1 protein-coding gene is annotated in these 1,343 nt (G+C 57.9%); it reads left to right on the forward strand.

What is annotated here, in order from left to right:
• Positions 1-73: 73 nt before the first annotated feature.
• Positions 74-1,090 carry an IS110 family transposase gene (locus CG471_RS29800; RefSeq protein WP_026109761.1) on the forward strand — a complete coding sequence of 339 codons (1,017 nt, stop codon included), beginning with the start codon at positions 74-76 and terminating at the stop codon, positions 1,088-1,090.
• The last annotated feature ends 253 nt before the right edge of the window (positions 1,091-1,343 follow it).

The following is a 1,343-nucleotide window of genomic DNA, read 5'->3' on the forward strand; positions in this document are numbered from 1 at the left end:
GCCAGCTAATGGGATGGACGGCTCTCCCACCCCGGAGCATCGTTGTGCAACCGGCAGTCGAAGGAGAGGAATGATGACCATCGATGTACTTGGTATTGATCTGGCGAAGAATGTCTTCCAGCTGCATGGCGTTGATCGCAAGGGCAATGCGATTTTCAAACGGCGGGTCATGCGCGACCAACTACTTTCGGTGCTGGCCGGGATTGAGCCCTGCACCGTCGCGATCGAAGCCTGCACAGGAGCATTTTGCTGGGCCCGCCAATTTGAAGAGTTGGGCCACAACGTGAAGATCGTGAGTCCTCAATATGTGAAGCCATTTGTCCGCAGGCAGAAGAACGACGGCAACGATGCCGAGGCGATCTGTACGGCTGTGCGTCAACCCCACATTCCGCTGGTGCCTAAGAAAAGCGTTGAGCAACAGGATATCCAGGCTCTACACCGCGCCCGCCAGCGTCTTGTGAACCACCGAACGGCCCTGGTCAGCCAGATGCGCGGGCTGCTGCTTGATCGTGGCATTGCCTTTGCCAAGTCGATTACCCGGGTGAGACGCATGATTCCGGAGATACTCGCACGCGCCGACTCCGGCCTCTCGACTATGGCCCGTGAGACCATTGCCGAGCTCTGGGATTTCTTCTGCGATCTCGAACGCCGCATCGAGCATTTCGACAAGAAAATCGAAGCCGTCTTCAAATCGAGCGAGCCCTGTCAGCGTGTCGCCAGGATCAAAGGCGTTGGGCCCAAAACGGCAACAGCGATTGTCGCGGCGGTCGGCGATGGTTCGGACTTCAGGAATGGGCGCCACATGGCGGCCTGGCTTGGATTAGTACCGCGCCAGTTCTCGAGCGGTGATAAGGCGGTGCTTATGGGCATCTCTAAACGAGGAAGCCAGCATTTGCGCAGCCTATTGGTTCACGGCGCGCGTGCCGTCGTGAGAACGGCACCCAATAAAAATGATCCCATCAGCCAATGGGCCAACCAGCTTCGGGAGCGACGCGGGTTCAACCGCGCAACGGTTGCCATCGCCAACAAGAATGCACGGATAATCTGGGCCGTGCTTCGAACGGGCGATCAATACCGCGCCGCCGCCTGAAGAACCGAACCAGTTTGCGAGTAGACGGAGAAATGGACTGCACTGATCGAGCCGACGCGCGACGAGCCTGACTATTATCGAGGCCCTTGAGGCCTACCAGCTGTAGAGGTGCGCGTGTGCGGATTTCCCATTTGGGCGCTCTGGACAACCAGCTGACGCCGGATAGATGTTTGCAACTGATCCACGCAGAACGTTTCAATGCCGCTTGCAAAGGGAGAGCCGTCCATAGAGATAATAGGTCTGCTCGCTGACC

This window comes from Sphingobium sp. IP1 (assembly GCF_002708645.1).
Classification (GTDB): Bacteria; Pseudomonadota; Alphaproteobacteria; order Sphingomonadales; family Sphingomonadaceae; genus Sphingobium; species Sphingobium yanoikuyae.

Coding starts and splice junctions, on each gene's coding strand:
- CG471_RS29800 (WP_026109761.1), top strand. CDS start 74: ATGACCATCGATGTACTTGGTATTGATCTGGCGAAGAATGTCTTCCAG.